The sequence below is a fragment of the Modicisalibacter coralii genome (assembly GCF_004117855.1).
GTDB lineage: Bacteria > Pseudomonadota > Gammaproteobacteria > Pseudomonadales > Halomonadaceae > Modicisalibacter > Modicisalibacter coralii.
Window position 1 is genome coordinate 147,169 of the sequence record NZ_QWBW01000008.1, and the last position, 17,033, is coordinate 164,201.

Annotated in this window: 13 protein-coding genes; 7 read left to right on the forward strand and 6 right to left on the reverse strand. The window is 67.3% G+C overall.

From position 1 onward, the window contains the following. Positions 1–8 precede the first annotated feature (8 nt). Positions 9–410 (forward strand): DUF4168 domain-containing protein, encoded by a 402-nt coding sequence (locus tag D0901_RS04210; RefSeq protein WP_129139044.1) that lies wholly within the window; start codon positions 9–11, stop codon positions 408–410. A gap of 78 nt (positions 411–488) precedes the next feature. On the opposite strand, the gene D0901_RS04215 is transcribed toward D0901_RS04210, so the two are convergent. Beyond that, the gene (locus D0901_RS04215; RefSeq protein ID WP_129139045.1) at positions 489–2,090 is read right to left on the reverse strand and encodes a BCCT family transporter; all 1,602 of its coding nucleotides are present in this window, start codon (positions 2,088–2,090) and stop codon (positions 489–491) included. Between the two features lie 288 nt (positions 2,091–2,378). Between D0901_RS04215 and D0901_RS04220 the strand changes: the two genes are divergently transcribed. After that, positions 2,379–2,618, forward strand: a complete 240-nt coding sequence (locus D0901_RS04220; protein WP_129139046.1) for a hypothetical protein — start codon at positions 2,379–2,381, stop codon at positions 2,616–2,618. A gap of 81 nt (positions 2,619–2,699) precedes the next feature. On the opposite strand, the gene D0901_RS04225 is transcribed toward D0901_RS04220, so the two are convergent. Both D0901_RS04225 and D0901_RS04230 read right to left on the reverse strand, forming a co-directional pair. Then, the gene (locus tag D0901_RS04225; RefSeq protein ID WP_129139047.1) at positions 2,700–3,326 is read right to left on the reverse strand and encodes a flavin reductase family protein; all 627 of its coding nucleotides are present in this window, start codon (positions 3,324–3,326) and stop codon (positions 2,700–2,702) included. Between the two features lie 86 nt (positions 3,327–3,412). Continuing rightward, complete coding sequence (locus D0901_RS04230; protein WP_129139048.1) at positions 3,413–4,696, reverse strand: aromatic ring-hydroxylating oxygenase subunit alpha; 1,284 nt, start codon at positions 4,694–4,696, stop codon at positions 3,413–3,415. A 353-nt stretch (positions 4,697–5,049) separates the two neighbouring features. Here D0901_RS04230 and D0901_RS04235 point away from each other — a divergent pair, with 353 nt between their 5' ends. Continuing rightward, positions 5,050–6,156, forward strand: coding sequence for an FAD-binding oxidoreductase (locus D0901_RS04235; protein ID WP_129139049.1), 1,107 nt, complete (start codon positions 5,050–5,052; stop codon positions 6,154–6,156). Here the strand turns inward: D0901_RS04235 and D0901_RS04240 are convergent. Then, on the reverse strand, positions 6,150–7,733 hold the full coding sequence (locus D0901_RS04240; RefSeq protein WP_129139050.1) for an alkaline phosphatase family protein: 1,584 nt from the start codon (positions 7,731–7,733) through the stop codon (positions 6,150–6,152). The two genes, D0901_RS04235 and D0901_RS04240, sit on opposite strands and share 7 nt — an antisense overlap. Positions 7,734–7,879: 146 nt before the next feature. On the opposite strand from D0901_RS04240, the gene D0901_RS04245 reads away from it, so the two are divergent. From D0901_RS04245 to D0901_RS04260, 4 genes are all read left to right on the forward strand, one after another. Continuing rightward, entirely contained in the window at positions 7,880–9,586 is a 1,707-nt protein-coding gene (locus tag D0901_RS04245; protein WP_129139051.1) for an OpgD/OpgG family glucan biosynthesis protein, read from the forward strand. After that, positions 9,576–11,636: a glucans biosynthesis glucosyltransferase MdoH gene (gene mdoH, locus D0901_RS04250; RefSeq protein WP_129139052.1), complete on the forward strand. Its 2,061-nt coding sequence runs from the start codon at positions 9,576–9,578 to the stop codon at positions 11,634–11,636. The genes D0901_RS04245 and mdoH overlap by 11 nt, the downstream gene beginning before the upstream one ends. 96 nt (positions 11,637–11,732) lie before the next feature. Continuing rightward, positions 11,733–13,502, forward strand: coding sequence for an SLC13 family permease (locus D0901_RS04255; RefSeq protein WP_129139053.1), 1,770 nt, complete (start codon positions 11,733–11,735; stop codon positions 13,500–13,502). A gap of 70 nt (positions 13,503–13,572) precedes the next feature. Next, a complete protein-coding gene (locus tag D0901_RS04260; RefSeq protein WP_129139054.1) occupies positions 13,573–14,241 on the forward strand; it encodes an alpha/beta hydrolase in 669 nt (222 codons plus the stop codon). Between the two features lie 33 nt (positions 14,242–14,274). Here the strand turns inward: D0901_RS04260 and D0901_RS04265 are convergent, their stop codons facing one another. After that, entirely contained in the window at positions 14,275–15,255 is a 981-nt protein-coding gene (locus D0901_RS04265) for a carbohydrate kinase family protein (RefSeq protein ID WP_129139055.1), read from the reverse strand. Then, positions 15,252–16,925, reverse strand: a complete 1,674-nt coding sequence (gene pgi / locus D0901_RS04270) for a glucose-6-phosphate isomerase (protein ID WP_129139056.1) — start codon at positions 16,923–16,925, stop codon at positions 15,252–15,254. The genes D0901_RS04265 and pgi overlap by 4 nt, the downstream gene beginning before the upstream one ends. Between the last annotated feature and the right edge of the window lie 108 nt (positions 16,926–17,033).

Genomic DNA, 17,033 nt, shown 5'->3' on the forward strand with positions numbered 1-17,033 from the left:
GGTTTTACATGCAAAGGATCACTGCCCTGTTCGCTGCTGCGCTGCTCACCGCCGGAATGGTCTCGGCGCCCGCCATGGCGCAGGAGAGCGGCAGCCAGACGCAACAGCAGCAGACCCAGCAGGCTGCGCCCTCGGCCGAGGACTTCACCGACGGGCAACTGCAGAAGTTTGCCGATGCCTCGCAGCAGATCGCGGTGATCTCTCAGGACTACACCCAGCGTCTGCAGAAGGCGGACGACCAGTCCAAGCAGCAGGAGATCCGCAAGGAGGCCAACGACAAGATGGTGTCCGTCGTTCAGGACAGCGGCCTGACGGTCGAAACCTTCAACGCCATCGGCCAGGCGATCCAGCAGGATCCCGAACTGATGAAGCGGGTCCAGTCGATGGCCAACGAATCCGCCAATTCCTGATCCGTACCCACGGGCCATCGAATCACGCGAAGGGGGCGCATCGGCGCCCCCTTCGTGTGTCCGGGTGTCGCCCGTGTCTCAGAGGCGACCGTCGTCGACGAGATCGGTGGGTACGGCGGGGGCCCGGCGGCGGTGCTGCTCGGCACGCAGCCCTCGGTAGAGGCTGACGCACATCAACAGCAGCACCACGGTGAACGGCAGGCCGGTGGCCACGGCGCCGGCCTGGAGCGCGCCCAGCGCCTGGCTGCCGCCGCCGTAGAGCAGGGCACCGGCGATCACCCCTTCCAGGGTCGCCCAGAACACGCGCTGCCCCTTCGGGGCGTCGAGCTTGCCGCCGGCGGTGATGCTGTCGATCACCAGCGAGCCCGAGTCCGACGAGGTGATGAAGAACACCAGCACCAGCACGATCGCCAGCGTCGAGGTCAGGCCGGGCAACGGCAACTGGGCGAGCATGTGGAACATCGACAGCGAGACGTCGTCGATACCCTCGGCCAGAGCGCCGATGCCGTGGGCGGCCTGGTACAGCGCGGTACCGCCGAAGGCACTCATCCACACGATCGTCACCAGTGTGGGTACCAGCAACACGGCGATCAGGAATTCGCGGACGGTGCGCCCGTAGGAGACCCGGGCGATGAACATGCCGACGAACGGCGACCAGGAGATCCACCAGGCCCAGTAGAACACCGTCCAGCCATGGAACCAGCTGGTGTCGTCGCGACCGATCCAGTTCGACAGCGGCACGATGTGGGTCAGGTAATCCAGGCTCGCGTGACCGATGCCGGTGACGATCAGCAGTGTCGGTCCGGCGGCGATGACGAACAGCAGCAGCGCCGCGGCGATCACCATGTTGATGTTGGAGAACAGCTTGACGCCGCCGTCGAGCCCGCGCCAAACCGAGAACAGGGCGATCGCGCTGACCACCACGATGATCGCGATCTGGGTGCCCAGGGTGTTAGGGACGTCGAACAGGAAGGCGAGCCCGCCGGCGGCCTGGGTGGCGCCCAGGCCCAGCGAGGTGGCCAGGCCGAAGATGGTCGCCAGTACCGCGACGATGTCGATGACGTGCCCGGGCCAGCCGCGGACCCGCTCGCCGAGGAGCGGCTGGAACGCCGAACGCAGGGTCAGCGGCAGCCCCTTGTTGAAGGCGAAGAAGGCCAGCGACAGCCCCACCACGGCGTAGATCGCCCAGGGGTGCAGGCCCCAGTGGTAGAGCGTCGCGCCCATCGCCGCGCTGGCCGCGTCCGGGGTACCGGCGGGCACGTTGAGCGGGGTGCCGTACCAGTCGGTGTAATAGGCCACCGGTTCGGCGACGCTCCAGAACATCAGGCCGATGCCCATGCCCGCGGCGAACAGCATGGCGAACCAGGACAGGGTCGAGAACTCCGGTCGCGCGCCACTGCCACCCAGGCGAATGCGGCCCACCGGCAGCACGATCATCGTCAGGCAGAAGATCACGAAGACGTTGCCGGCGATCATGAACAGCCAGTCGAAATGGTCGATGGCCCAGGTTCGCGCGGTGACCATCTGGGTGTTGGCGGCGTCGGGGTAGACCAGGGCGTAGATGATGAACGCCAGAATGGCGATCGCCGAAAGCGGGAAGACCGGATTGTGGAAATCCAGTCCCAGTACCTGGGTGTTGTCCTGCCCCGGGCGCATGACGGGGCCGTCTCGTTGTTCCATGGGCTTTCCTCGTTGTTGTTGTTCACGCCGCGGCGTGCGGTCGCGACCGGCTGATTCTTCGCCGGGGCCGGCAGGCTCGGTTGTCTGAAACCGACCTCGGCGTGCGGGCCGACGGCCGTGCGAGACTCGACTGGTGGCGAGATGCCCGGAAGCGACATGCACATGACAATGCTCGGCATGCCCGGGTGCCGGGGGCTGCCGGGCGTTGCGCCGACCGGGCCGAGCGTTGACTATCTGACGAGAAGTCGACGGCAGGGGCTCCCGCCCCGGGTGATCAGGAGGTGCGTCATGATGATTGTCGAGTTGATCGATGGGGACGATTTTCGCGCCCGGCTGCAGGCGCTGGACGTGCGGATACCCGATCACGCCTGTCCCGAGACCTGCGCGCGGATGGCCCTGCGCAAGCACGTCGAGGTGGGCGTGCCGGGGCTCCAGGAACTGGTCCGGGAACTGATGGCGCACACCGACGTGATGCTGCCCTCGGTGCGTCAGGCGATCGAGCGCTTCCTGCTGCCCGGCTTGCGGTGAGCGACCGCGGGACCGCACACCTGGAGAGGCCCATGGGGGCCGAGAGGGGGCCCCGGGCAGCCGGCCCGGGGCATCATGGCCTCAGTCGGGCCTTTGCAGGGCGAAGCGATCGGTGACGCGGGCGTAGTCGGCACCGGCCAGACGGCCGACCGGGCGCAGCGTCTCGATATCGACGTGGCGACCGTCCCACACCGCCGGGTCGGCATGGATGACGACGATCTCGGCGAGCACCAGACGCCCGGCTCGCGGCCGGTCTCCGAAGCGCACCACCTCGCGGACCCGGCAACCGAAGGCGATCGGTGCGTCGGCGATGCGTGGCACCCGCAGGTCACCCAGGGGCGCCTTGTCGAGTCCGGCGTGGGTGAATTCGTCCTCGCCGGGGGGCAGGGTCGCGCTGGTGGCGTTGAGGGCCTCGATCAGGGCTTCGCCACTGATGTGAACCACGCATTCGGGGACCGTCTCGATGTTGCGAACGGTGTCCTTGGCCTGGCTCTGCGCGTCGAGCAGCGGGGCGAAGGCGAGGATCGGCGGGTCGACGCTGGCGACGTTGAAGAACGAGAAGGGCGCCAGATTGGCGTTGCCGTCGGCGTCGACGGTGGAGACCCAGGCGATCGGCCGCGGCGCGATCGAGCCGCTCATCAAGCGGTAGAGGGTCGCCGGCTCGAGATCGGCGGCAGCGAACGATGACGTGTCGGATGGTTGGGACATGCGCAGCCTCGTGGCAATCGGGTTCGCCGCTATCCCATCATGCGACTCGCCGGGCGTCCAGCACCCGGCGAGCCGGTCCCGCCGGATCAGCCCTGGGCGAGCTGCAGCGAGGGAGCGTGGCCCAGGTTGGCCAGCATGCGTTCGCCGTACCAGTCCAGGAAGTCGATCACGCCGAACTCGTAGGTCTCGGAGTAGGGGCCGGGCTGGTAGGCCATGGAGTTGATGCCGCGCTGGTTCTCCTCGGCCAGGCGCCGGTCCTGGTCGTTGGTGGCGTCCCATACCCGGCGCAGTTCCTCGGGATGATAGTCCTTGCCCTCGACCGCATCCTTGTGCACCAGCCACTTGGTGGTGACCCGGGTCTGCTGCGGGCCGAGCGGCATCACCCGGAAGACCACCGCATGATCGCCCATGAAATGGTTCCACGAGTTGGGCAGGTGAAGAATGCGCAGCGAGCCCATGTCGGGATCGGTCAAGCGGCCCATGAGCTTCTGGCAGCCCGGCTTGCCGTCCAGAGTCATCGACACCGTGCCGTCGAGCAGCGGCGTCCGCGTCAGGCGGTTGCGCTTGCCGAAGCGGGTGAGCTGCCAGGGCACGTTCTGGCAGCTCCAGTCGGCCTGCTTGCGCTCGACCAGCGCCTTGTAGGATTCGGTGGCCCGCGGGTCGTCGGTATCGTCGAATTCCTGCAGCGAGTTGAGCAGTTCCGGGTGGGACCCGTTGCAGTGATAGCACTCGCGGTTGTTCTCGATCACCAGCTTCCAGTTGGCCTGCTCGACGATGCTCGATTCCACCGCGACCTTGACGTTGTCCATCTCGTAGGGCTCGAGGTAGTGCTCGAGCGAGACCAGGAAGTCGTCGATGGCCGGCGGCTGTTCGGCCAGGCTGATGAACATGAAGCCCCCGGCGCTGCGCACGTGTACCGGCTTGAGGCCGTAGCTGGCCAGGTCGAAGTCGGCGCCCATGTCGGTGCCGGCGAACAGCAGCCGACCGTCGAGCTCGTAGGTCCACTGGTGATAGGGACAGACCAGCTTGGCGACCTTGCCCTTTTCCTGCACGCACAGTCGTGAACCGCGGTGGCGACAGACGTTGTGGAAGGCGTGGATCTCGTTCCCGGCACCGCGCACGATGATCACCGAATTGTCGCCGACCTCGACGGTCATGTAGTTGCCCTTGGCGGGGATCTCGCAACTCATGCCGGCGAACAGCCACTCCTTGGCGAAGATCTGCTGCATGTCGAGCGCGAACAGGCGCGGATCGTTGTAGAACGCCTGGGGCAACGAGAAGGTGCGGTCGCGTTCGTGCAACAGGTTGGCGGTGGCCTCCTTGACGCTGCCCAGGGGGTCTTCGAACGGGGAACGAGCTATCAGGTCCATGAACGAGTCCTCATGCATCGCTGCCTCCCGCGAGGACGGCGATGACAACGGTCGGTGATGATCGGGGAATGCACGGCGTGTCTGTGGCGGCAACGTCCCGTTAGCCACCACGGTTGCGCCGAGTGTGGCCGAGCGCTGGCCATGAGGGTTGTCTGGGCGCGACCTGAGACGATATCGAGGGCGACGTCTGCCCGGGGGGCGAGGGGGGACCCTGGACGTGCCTGACATGTGCAGGTCGTTGGCAGACAAGTCGCCCTGCCGGGGCGTGCCCCAGAATGCCAACACGACGAGGGCCTCGGCAGGTGGTGGGGGCAGTCGTCAGGCAGCCCATGTTCCGGCAGGCAGAGACAACGATGACAATGAATTACTTCAATCCGGTGACCACCCAGACCTGGACCAACGGTCGCCACCGCGTGCGTTGCGTCAAGGTGATCCAGGAAACCTGGGACGTCCGCACCTTCTGCTTCATGGCCGAGCAGCCGGTGCTGTTCTTCTTCAAGCCGGGGCAGTTCGTCACCCTGGAACTGGAGATCGACGGCGAGCCGATCATGCGCTCCTATACCATCTCCAGCTCGCCGTCGATCCCCTACAGTTTCTCGATCACCGTCAAGCGTCTGCCCGACGGCCGGGTCTCCAACTGGCTGCACGACAACCTCAAGGTCGGCGACGAGCTGGCGGTGCACGGCCCGGTGGGCGACTTCAACGTCATCGACTACCCCGCCGAGAAGGTGCTGTTCCTGTCGGGTGGCGTGGGGATCACCCCGCTGATGTCGATGACCCGCTGGTTCTTCGACACCAATGCCAACGTCGACGTCGACTTCGTGCATTGCGCGCGCTCGCCGCGTGACGTGATCTATCACCGCGAGCTGGTGCACATGTTCTCGCGGCTGCCGGAATTCAAGCTGCACGTGGTCTGCGAGAACAAGTCCGACATCGGCGAGGCCTGGGCCGGCTACCGCGGTTTCCTCACCGAGGCGATGCTCGAGCTGATGGTCCCGGACTATCTCGAACGCGAGATCTTCTGCTGCGGGCCGACGCCCTACATGAACGCCGTCAAGCAGATCCTGCGCAGCAATGGCTTCGACATGAGCCATTACCATCAGGAGTCGTTCGGTGCCACGCCCCTCGACGTCCGCGAGGACGTTCGCGAACTCGCCGAGCAGGCCGAGGCCGAGGCCGAGGAGATCGATTACGCCGATCTGCTCCAGGTGGAATTCGCCGGGTCCGGCAAGAGCGTGCGCATCCAGCCCGGCGAGACGGTCCATGCCGCCGCCGCCAAGCTCGGCCTGCACATTCCCAAGGCCTGCGGGATGGGGATCTGCGGTACCTGCCGCGTGGGCATCAAGTCCGGCGAGGTCGAGATGGACCACAACGGCGGGATCACCGACGAGGACATCGCCGAAGGCTACATCCTGTCCTGCTGCAGCCGGCCCAAGGGGAACCTGGTGGTGGATTACTGAGACCCCGGTGTTGCGGCGCCGCGGTGTGCGCCGAACAGTCGGTGCAGCAGGCCGCGGAAGTCGGCCTGACGCCAGCGGGCGGGGTCGCTCGGCGGCATCAGGCCGGGCTTGAAGCCGGCGGCGATGAAGGGCCGGATCAGCGTCGGGTCGGCGCTGATCACATGGACCGGCACGTCGCGACTGGCGTCCTCTCCGGTGATCAGCGGTGCCGGCTGATGATCGCCGAGCACGATCAGCAGGGCCTCCTTTCCCAGATAGCGCTCGGCGAATCCGCCCATCGCCGCCAGCGCATAATCGATCGCGCGAATGTAATGGTGGCGTACCCGCTCCGGGTCCTGCCACAGGACCTCCGGGCTCGGGCCGGCGTCCGCCCAGGACGCGAAACGCCCGCCGCCGGCCAGGCCGTCCCAGTCGTCGAGCAGCGGCAGGATCGGCGTCCACGGGGCATGACTCGAGATCATCGCCAGCTCGGCGAACAGCGGTCGTGCCTGACGTTCCCGGTAGTCGGCGAAGAAGCGCCAGGTGTACTGGTCGGGCATGGTCACCCAGTTGAGGGCGGGCCCCTGATAGGGGATGTTGCGGGCGTCGAGGATCGCGTCGTAGCCCAGCCGGCGCCCGGCCGGCCAGGGGGCGGTGATCGCCGGCATGATCGCCACGCTGCGCTGCCCCGTGAGGCGAAAGTCGTCGACCAGCGTCGGCGCCCCCTGTGCCAGCAATAGGTCGTAATGCCGCTGACTGGTCAACCACAACCCGCTGATCACGCTGCCGTGCGCCAGCCACGACTGTCCACCCTGTACCGGTGCGGTGAGCCGGGCGCTGGCGACATGCAGCCCGGCGGCCGCAAAATCGCGGCGCAGGCGTTCGAGCCGTGGCCGGAGTACCGGGGCATAGCGCGGGTCGAACAGCGCCGATACGCCGTAGGACTCGATGAAGGTCAATGCCACGTCGTGGCCGGCCAGTCCGGGAAGTGCCCGGGCGGGGGCGGCCCGTTCGGCGAGCCGTCGGCGGAAGTCGCTCAGGGTGTCGTGTGTCTCCCGCCATTGCTGCCAGTGCCGCTCGATCAGCGTCAGCGCTGGCGTCGCCAGCGGTGCCGGCGCCGTCAGCGGGGCCAGCCCGGCGCCCAGCGGCACCAGCATCAGCGCGATAGCGGCCCGGTGGCGGGCTGCGACCGGTAGCGGACGGGCCCCGGCCAGCAGTCGCGTCAGCCCCCACGTCAGCATCAGCCACAGTGCCGCCGCCACCACGAGCCCGGTCACGGTCAGGAACTTGCCGACATTGTCGATCATCAAATGGTAGGCTGGGCGTGCCAGACTGGTGTCGAGCAAGGGATTGAAGGCACGCCCCAGGCTCAACCGGGCCAGGGCGTCGAGGATCGCGAGCAGCACCAGCAGACTCAGCACGCCGGCCAGCCAGGGGGCGAGGCGGCGACGCGTGCCGCGACTCGGCAGGGTCAGCGCGAGCAGCAGCCAGGGCGCTTCCAGGGCCAGCCAGCCGTGTCCGGCCATGGAGTGCGTGAGGAACGTCAGACTGGCGAGCAGCAGATTGATGACGAATAAAATTAGCAGGTTATGATACAAGGGCTCGCTCCGCATCGGTAACGGCAGGCACCGGGCGTGGATGACGGGTTCCCATCATTGCCCAGGCGCGTCGGCAACGGCAAACCGCTATAGTGTGGGCAGTGAACAGAGGGGTCGCATTGTTAACTAGGGAATGAGGAATGCACATGAAGGTGTGGCAATGCTTGGCGCTGGCAGGCCTGTGTCTGGCCGTGCCGGTCGCCGAGGCTCAGGAAACGTCTGCACCCCCGCAGGAATCGAGTCAGTCGTCTCAGGCGCCGGCCGCCGACGAGGGCTCGTCGCAGCAGAATGCGTCGGCACCGCAGGGCGCCGCCCAGAATCAGCCGGCATCGACCGGGCAGGAAGCGCCCCCGGCGCCGCGCGAGGACTGGACGCCCCAGGCGCTCTTCGATCGCGTCATCGAACGGGCCAGGACCCTGGCCGGGCAGGAGTACAGCAAGCCCCAGTCCCAGTTGCCCGATGCCCTGAAGAATCTCGCCTACGACGATTACCGCAACATCCATTTTCGCAAGGAACACGCCCTGTGGCGTGACGACCGGCTGTTCGAGGTCCAGTTCTTCCACCCCGGCTTCCTCTATGACGTGCCGGTGGAAATGCACGTCCTCAAGGGCGGGCGCATCGAGGACATCGGCTTCGAGGCGTCAATGTTCGATTACGAGGATTCCGCGTCCGCCGTCAAGGAGGTGGTGGAGAAGACCGACCCCGCCAAGCTGGGGTTCGCCGGCTTTCGTCTGCACTATCCGGTCAACACCCCCGACTACAAGGACGAGATCGCGGTCTTTCTCGGTGCCTCCTATTTCCGGCTGGTCGGTCGCGGCCAGGGGTACGGGCTGTCGGCTCGCGGGCTGGCGGTCGACACGGCCACCCAGGGCGGCGAGGAGTTTCCGGCGTTTCGTGCCTTCTGGCTGGTACGCCCCGAGCCCAACGCGTCCGACATGATCCTCTTCGCGCTGCTCGACAGTCCCTCGGTCACCGGGGCCTACCGCTTCGACATCCATGCCGGTGCGAACACGGTCGTCGACGTCGATGCCCGGCTGTTCGCCCGCCAGGAGGTCGGCAAGCTGGGCGTGGCGCCGCTGACCAGCATGTTCCTGCACGGCGAGAACAGCCAGGGCGACTATGACGACTATCGCCCCGAAGTGCACGACTCCGACGGCCTGCTGATGCACACCTCGACCGGTCAGTGGATCTGGCGGCCGCTGTCCAACCCGCCCTCGCTGAACGTCACCCAGCTGCGCGACACCGACCCGCTGGGCTTCGGCCTGATGCAGCGCGATCGCGACTTCGAGCACTATCTGGACATGGATGCCGGCTATCAGCGTCGTCCCAGTCTGTGGGTGCGTCCCGACGAGGGCGACTGGGGGCAGGGCGGCGTCGAGCTGGTCGAGATCCCCACCGACAAGGAGATCCACGACAACATCATCACCTACTGGGTCCCCGACAAGCCGTTCAAGGCCGGCGAGTCGCGGCGTTACCAGTATCGCCTGTCGACCCATGATGGCGCGGTGCCCGACGAGTCGCTGGGCCGGGCGGTGCGCATGCGCAACGGCTGGGGCGCCGATCCGGGGCAGAAGAACCCGCCCTCGCACGGCCTGCGGCGTTTCGTGGTCGACTTCCGCGGTGACGCGCTCGCCGGTCTCGATGCCTCGCAGCCGGTCAAGGCCGAGCTCAACGTCTCCCACGGCAAGGTCAACGACCTTCAGGTGCGGCGCTTGCCCGACGGCAAGACCTGGCGTGCGTCCTTCAAGCTGGACCCGCAAGGCGAATCCGCCGACATGCAGCTCGAACTCAAGCTGCGCGGTCAGCGGTTGACCGAAACCTGGAGCTACCTGTGGAATCCCGATGTCCTGTGAAAACGACTCCCGTACACAACATCCGAGCCACGCCGGCGGTGCCACCCTGGGTGCCGTCGCCGGCGAGCGCCCCGATGACGACACGCCCGGGGCCGACGCTCACGAGGCGCCTTCCAGCGATTCCCGTTCGGCCGGTTGCCCCGGTGGCCAGGGCATGCCGCTGTTGGGATTGCGGCGGCTGATCTTCTTCACCCTGTCGGTGGTGACCAGCCTGCAGGGTGCCTACATGATGTTCGACATCCTGCGTGCCAACGGCCTGACCGTGCTCGAAGGCACGATCCTGGGGCTGTTCGTGTTCATGTTCGCCTGGCTGACGGTCTCGTTCTGGTCGGGGATCGCCGGCTTCCTGGTGGTGGTCTTCAAGCGCGACCCGCTGACCCTCAAGCGGGCCGCGCCGCTCGACGAGACCCTCGATCCCGAGCGGCGCATCGCCCTGGTGATGCCGGTCTACAACGAGGAAACGTCACGCGTGATCGCCGGGCTCGAGGCGACCTGCGATTCGCTGGTCGAGACCGGCAAGGCGGCGGCGTTCGACGTCTATCTGCTCAGCGACACCACCGATTCGGAAATCGCCGATGCCGAGCGGCGTGCCGCGGCGGCCCTGCGCAAGCGCATGCCCGGCGGACTGCGGCTCTACTACCGCCGCCGCGAGCGCAACATCGGCCGCAAGGTCGGCAACCTGGAAGACTTCTGCTGCCGCTGGGGTCAGGCCTACGAGAGCATGATCATCCTCGACGCCGACAGCGTGATGGGTGGCCGGACGCTGGTGCGCATGGCCGCCACCATGCAGGCCAATCCACGCCTGGGACTCTTGCAGACCGTGCCGCTGCCGGCGCGGTCCAATACCCTGTTCGGGCGCTTCCTGCAGTTCGCGGCGACCCTCTACAGCCCCATGCTGGCGGCCGGGCAGAGCGTCTGGCAGGGCGACACCGCCAACTACTGGGGGCACAACGCGATCATTCGCATCGAGGCCTTCGTCAATCACTGCGGGCTGCCGGCGCTGCCCGGCAAGGCGCCGATGGGCGGCGACATCCTCAGTCACGACTTCGTCGAGGCGGCGCTGCTGCGTCGCGCCGGCTGGGAGGTCCGGCTCCACGCCGGCCTCGAGGACAGCTACGAGGAACTGCCGGGCAACATGGTCGACTACGCCAAGCGCGACCGTCGCTGGTGTCAAGGCAACATGCAGCATCTGCGCCTGCTGCTCTCGCGGGGGCTGCACCCGATCAACCGCCTGCACTTCCTGCTCGGGGCGCTGGCCTACATGGCCTCGCTGCTGTGGCTGATCATGCTGGGCCTGAGTACCGTCGATGCCGTGGTGCGGGCGGTCGCCAAGGTGCGTTTCTTCAACGAGGGCTACCAGCTATTCCCCGAATGGCCGGAATCCAAGGTGGCGATGATCGCCTCGCTGCTGGTGATCACCGTGCTGATGCTGTTGCTGCCCAAGCTGCTCGGGATGATCGTCGGCCTGCTCCAGCGACGCCGGGATTTCGGCGGCGGTTTCCGCCTGGCGGTCAGCGCGTTTCTCGAGGTGCTCTTCTCGATTCTCATCGCGCCGTTGATGATGGCCTTCCACGCCTGGTTCGTGGTCAGCGTGCTCGCCGGGCGCACCGTGTCATGGAGTTCGCAGGTCCGTGGCGGTCGCCTGATCCCGTGGCGCGTGGCGTGGCGGCGCACCGGGGCGATGACCCTGCTGGGCCTGCTCTGGGGCGGCGTGAGTTATTACTACGCTCCGTTGTTCTTCTGGTGGCTGTCGCCGGTATTGCTGGGCATGGTCGCCTCCGCACCGCTGCTGCGCTACACCAGCAGCATCCGGGCCGGTGAGTGGCTGCAGCGCCACCGCCTGGTGTGCATCCCCGCCGAGGTCAATCCGCCCTGGGTGCTCACGCGGCTGGAGCAGCTCGAGGCGAATCCGCCGAGCGACGAGGCGGCCGATGTCGATGCGGCATCGCTGCTGCCCGAGACCGAGCGGCGTCAGACGATGCCCACCCAGTCGCTCAAGGCCTGGTGGGGGTTGGGTGGGGCCAAGCCACCGGCGGCGGAAAGCGCTTAGGCGATTAAGGTCTAGCCAAATTTCCACAAATAACTTCATGATATAAAGCATGGCGGTCAAAATGCGCACTGAATCTCTTTCAGCCGCAGGACCGCCATGTCTCCCGATGCCTGGATCTCGCTCGCGACCGTCGCCATCGCGTTTGTCCTGATGGGCACGACGCGTCTCGGCGCCGACATGATCCTGCTCGGCGGGGTGATCGTGCTGCTGACCCTGGGCGTGATCGGTCCGCAGCAGGCACTGGCCGGCTTTGCCAACGACGGCCTGTTCACCGTGGCGTTCATGTACGTGCTGGTCGCCAGCATCCGCGAGACCGGCGGCATGGATCTGATCATCCGTCACGTGCTGGGCCGGCCGCGCGGCGAGGCCGGCGCCATGGCGCGCCTGCTGGTGCCGGTCGCGACGATGAGCGCCTTCCTCAACAATACCCCGGTGGTGGCGACCTACGTGCCGGCGGTGATGAGCTGGAGCCGGCGACTCGACTTCAAGGTGCATCGTTTCCTGATTCCGCTGAGCTTCGCCTCGATTCTCGGCGGCACCTGCTCGCTGCTGGGCACCAGCACCAACCTGGTGGTCAATGGCCTGCTCACCGCGCGCTACCCCGAGGACTCGCTGCACCTTTTCGCCATCGCCTGGGTCGGCGTGCCGGTGGCGTTGGTGGGTCTCGGTTACCTGCTGTTCGCGGGGCGCCGGCTGCTGCCCGATCGGCGCAGTGCCGCCCAGGCCTTCGAGAACCCTCGCGAGTTCACCATCGAGATGGCCGTCGACCCGGAGGGCCCGCTGGTCGAGAAGACGGTCGAGGAGGCCGGGCTGCGTCATCTGCGTGGCTTGTTTCTGGTCGAGATCGAACGTGGCGGCAACGTGGTCAGCGTCGTCGGCCCGGGTGAGAGGCTCAAGGCCGGCGACAGACTGGTGTTCGCCGGTACCAGCGAGGCGGCCATCGAACTGCAGCAGTTCCGCGGGCTGCGACCGTCGAGCCTCGGCGAGTCGAGCCTGCAGAAGGATTTCCGCGAGCGCCGGCTGGTCGAGGCGGTGGTCTCCGATCAGTGCCAGTTCATCGGCCAGCGTATTCGCGAGGGGCACTTTCGCACGCTCTACGGCGCCGCGGTCCTGGCGGTCTGTCGCAACGGCGAGCGGGTCGACGGCAACCTGGGCCAGGTTCGCCTGCAGCCGGCCGACGTGCTGTTGCTCGAGGCGCGCCCGCCGTTCATCGAGCGCCATCGCCAATCGCGGGACTTCCTGCTGATCAGCCAGGTCAACGGCCAGGCGCGTCCGGTCCACGAGAAGGCCTGGCTGGCGTGGACGATCCTCGCCGGGGTGGTGGCGCTGGCCAGCTTCGGCGTGTTGAGCATGCTCAATGCGGCGATGCTCGGCGCCCTGGCGAGCCTGCTCACCCGCTGCTGTTCGGTCGGCGCGGCCAAGCGCAGCCTGGATACCCAGGTGCTGCTGACCATCGGGGCCTCCTTCGGCCTGGGCGCGGCGCTGGACAGTTCCGGGGCGGCGGCGGCCGTGGCCCAGCAGGCGATGACGCTGGCCGGCGGCGACCCTTACCTGATGCTGATCGGGGCCTATGTGCTGGTCGCGCTGCTCACCGAAGTGGTGACCAACAACGCCGCGGCGGTGATCGCCTTTCCCATCGTCACCGCCGGCGCCGAGAGCCTTGGGGTGAGCGTCATGCCGTTCGCCGTCGCGGTGATGTTCGCCGCCTCGGCGAGCTTCCTGACCCCGCTGGGCTACCAGACCAACCTGATGGTCTACGGCCCGGGCGGCTACCGTTTCGGCGACTTCCTGCGCGTCGGCGGGCCGCTGAGCGTGCTGGTGGGCGTCACCTCGCTGCTGCTGATCCCGCGGGTCTGGCCGTTCTGAGGCGTGGCGTCGGGTGGCGTGATAGGCTGTGCCGTTCCTGTTCCATCCACACGGCGCCGAGGAGAATGGCATGGCACGCGAGCCACGGGTGATCGAACCCGCTAACGGGCAGGCGGCGGACGCCGCGCTGATTCTGCTGCACGGCCTGGGGGCCGACGGCAGCGACTTCGAACCGCTGGTGCCGGCGCTCGGCCTGCCGCGCGAGCTGGCCCTGCGGGTCGTCCTGCCGCACGCCCCGGTCCGGGCGGTGACCGTCAACGGCGGCATGCGCATGCCGGCCTGGTACGACATCCTCGAGATGGACCTGTCGCGCAAGATCGACGTCGAGCAGCTCGAGGCCTCGGCGGCGACCGTGCAGGCCCTGATCGATGCCCAGCGCGAGGCGGGCATCGACAGCCGGCGGATCGTGATCGCCGGCTTCTCCCAGGGCGGGGCGGTCGCCTATCAGGCGGCGTTGACCTATCCGCACCGGCTCGCCGGCCTGCTGGCGATGTCCACCTACTTCGCCACCGGTGACACGCTCGACGTCGCCGAGGCCAATCGCGACCTGGCGGTCGAGGTGCACCACGGCACCTTCGATCCGATCGTTCCCGAATCGCTGGGGCGGGCCGGCTACGAGCGGGCGCGTGAGCTGGGCCTGCCGGCGCACTATCGCAGCTACCCGATGGCCCATGCCCTGTGCCCGCAGCAGATCGCCGATATCGGCGGCTGGCTGAAGCGGCGCCTGCCCACCGCCTGATCGCGTTCTTGTGCGGCGGGCGACGGCTCTGTTCTATTCCAGGCTGCCCTTGAGCTGATCGAGATCCGCCTTCGAGGGCAGCGACGCATAGGCCCCGGGGCGGGTCACGGCGTGAGCGCCGCAGCGACAGGCCACGTCCACCGCCCGTTCGAGACGCGGCGTGTCGTCGCACCAGGCGGCGAACGCACCGGCATCGACGTCGTCTTCGGCGAGCATGGCGAGCAGCCCGCCGATGAAGGCATCGCCGCCGGCGGTGGTATCCACGGCCCGGACCGCCGGCGGCGTGACCGTGAGCCGCTGATTGAGCCGGTGAACCTCCACGGGCGCGGCGCCGTCGGTGATCACGATCAGCTTCACCCCGGCGGCGAAGCGTTGATTGAGCCAGGCGTCCACCGGATGATCGCCACGCAGCGCCTCGACCTCGTCCCGCGAGAGCTTGAGCAGGTCGGCGCGATCGAGCAGCGCCGTGGCCAGGCCGATATCCACCTGGCCCTCGGGCCACAGGTTGTGGCGCAGATTGGCGTCGACACTGACCAGGCTGCCCGAGCGCCGCGCGATGTCGGCCAGCGCCAGGGTGGTCTCGGCGATCGCCTCTTCGGTGAGGCTGTTGCTGCACAGGTGGACGATCGCCGGCTCGGCGAAGATCCCCGCCGGCAGGTGCTCGAGGCGATATAGCAGATCGGCGGCGGGCGGACGGTAGAAATCGAAGGTCCGCTCGCCGTCGGCGTCGCGGGAGACGAAGGCCAGGGCGGTGCGGGCCTCCGTCGTCACCCTCACGCCCGAGGTGTCGACGCCGTGGCTGGCCATCTCGGCGGTCAGCAGGCGGCCGAAGCGGTCGTCGCCGACCATGCCCAGGAAGTGGCTTTCCACGCCGAGCCTGGCACAGGCCACGGCGACGTTGGCCGGCGCGCCGCCGGCATAGGGCGTGAAGGTCTCCGTGCCGCCGGTGTCGTCGCCGAGCCGGCTGGAGAGCATGTCGACGAGTGCTTCGCCGAAGGCGATGACGGGAATCATGAACGCTTTCCCTGAGTGGTGGATTGGCTCTTGCCCTTGCCCCGGCCTTCACGCTTGGCGGCGGTGGTGTCGCCGCCCTGGTTGCCGGGGAAGTGCTGACGGACCAGGGCCAGCAGGCCCTGGGTCGAGGCGTCGAAATCCTGGACCCGCTCGTCGATGCGCTCGCTGATCTCGCCGGCGATGCGCTTGCCGAGCTGGACGCCCCACTGGTCGAAGGAGTTGATGTTCCAGATCACCCCCTGGACGAACACCTTGTGCTCGTAGAGCGCGATCAGCGCGCCGAGGTTGCGCGGCGTCAGCTCGTCGAGCAACAGGGTGCTCGACGGGCGGTTGCCCGGGCAGCTGTAGGGGTCGAGCTGGCTGCCCTGCTGGCTGCCCTCCATGAAGGCGTTGGCCTGGGCCAGCATGTTGGTGAGCAGGGCGAAGTGGTGCTCCTCCATGCCCTCGTCGGGCTTGAGCGAGGCGATGAAGTCGATCGGCACGTAGCGGGTGCCCTGGTGGAGCAACTGGAAGAAGGCGTGCTGGCCGTTGGAGCCGGTCTGGCCCCAGACGATCGGCCCGGTCTTGTAGTCGACCGGGTGGCCGAAGATGTCCACCGACTTGCCGTTGGACTCCATGTCGAGCTGCTGGAGGAAGGCCGGCAACTGATGCAGGGCCTGATCGTAGGGCACGATGGCGTGGGTCTCGGCACCGTGGAAGTTGATGTACCAGATGCCGATCAGCGCCATCAGTACCGGCATGTTGCGGTCGTTGGGCGCCTCGATGAAGTGGCGGTCCATCTCGTAGGCGCCCTCGAGCAGCTCCATGAAGCCGTCGAAGCCGATCGACAGGGCGATGGGCAGGCCGATCGACGACCACATCGAATAGCGCCCGCCGACCCAGGCCCAGAACTCGAAGACGTTCTCCTCGCGGATGCCGAATTCCATGGCCGCCTTGCGGTTGGTGGAAGCGGCGATGAAATGGGCGCCGACGTCGGCGTCCTCGCCGGCGTTGTCGAGGAACCAGCGCCGCGCGGTCTTGGCGTTGAGCAGCGTCTCCTGGGTGGAGAAGGTCTTGGTCGAGACGATGAACAGCGTGGTCGCCGGGTCGAGCCGGCGCAGGACCTTCTGGATGTGGGCGCCGTCGACGTTGGAGACGAAGTGGAAGTTGAGGTCCTGGTTGCGATACTCGAGCAGGGCCCGGCAGGCCATGTTGGGCCCCAGGTCCGAACCGCCGATGCCGATGTTGACCACGTCCTTGATGCGCTTGCCGCTGTAACCCTGCCAGCTGCCGTCGCGCACGGCCTCGGAGAAGGCGCGGATCTGCTCGCGGGTACGCTTGATCTCGGGCATCACGTCCTTGCCGTCGACCATCAGCGGGGCGTCACCCTGGTTGCGCAGGGCGGTATGCAGCACCGGGCGGTTCTCGGTGACGTTGATGATGTCGCCGGAGAACATCTGCGCGCGACGCTGTACCAGCGCCGAGTGATCGGCGAGTTCGAGCAGCTTGTCCAGCACCGTGTCCGAGATGTGGTGCTTGGAGTAGTCGAGGAACAGCCCCCCGACACGCAGGCTCATCTTGTCGAAGCGCGCCGGATCGGCGCTGAAATAATCGCGGATGCGGTCGTTGGCGGTTTCCCGGTGGAGCGTCTCGAGGGCCTGCCAGGTGACGCTGCGGGTGAGTTGGAACATGGGGGGCGTGTCCTCTTGTTGTCCGTTTTGCTTGCTGGGCCTTGTACGAAAACTGTCTGCGCTCGTCGCCTTTTCGTACAAACCCTGGATGAATCGTGTCACCCGATC